Raw genomic sequence first — 445 nt, forward strand, 5'->3', positions numbered from 1 at the left:
CTCGTCACCAATTTCCACTTGCCGCGATCGACTTTGTTCATGCTGGTCAGCGCGTTGATGGGCACCGAGCAGATGCAAGCGGCCTATGCCCATGCGGTGCGAGACGGCTATCGATTCTACAGCTATGGCGATGCCAGTCTGTTGCTGCCGAACGCGGGGAAGAGCGAAGCATGACGATTCTTATGATGGTTGCTGCCTTGGCTGCTGCGGCGAGTCCGCAAGCGTCGGTTCCTGATGATGCCAAGCTAGCCGAACAGGCGACCGTGCTTGGGCAGTGCTTCGTCGACAAGACTACCGGCGCTGACCGAATCGCGGTCGCACGCTGGATGTTAGGCCCCAAGCACCTGCCGCCGGCCGGCTTCGATCCGGTAGAACGGCCGGCCTTGCGCCGCGCGCAGCACCTCGGGCACGTCCGCGCCCTCGCTTTCGAGCCGCGACACGAAGG

General features: G+C 63.1%; 2 protein-coding genes. Both read left to right on the plus strand.

What is annotated here, in order from left to right; all coding sequences use genetic code 11:
- A partial coding sequence (locus tag AACY52_RS31390) for an S-adenosylmethionine:tRNA ribosyltransferase-isomerase (RefSeq protein WP_339561557.1) occupies positions 1 to 174 on the plus strand: 174 nt, incomplete at its 5' end.
- The coding region (locus AACY52_RS31395) for a hypothetical protein (RefSeq protein ID WP_339561556.1) at positions 171 to 445 on the plus strand (275 nt) is incomplete at its 3' end. The genes AACY52_RS31390 and AACY52_RS31395, both read left to right, overlap by 4 nt.

The organism is Pseudomonas sp. EA_65y_Pfl1_P113 (assembly GCF_963970525.1).
Lineage (GTDB): Bacteria > Pseudomonadota > Gammaproteobacteria > Pseudomonadales > Pseudomonadaceae > Aquipseudomonas > Aquipseudomonas tritici.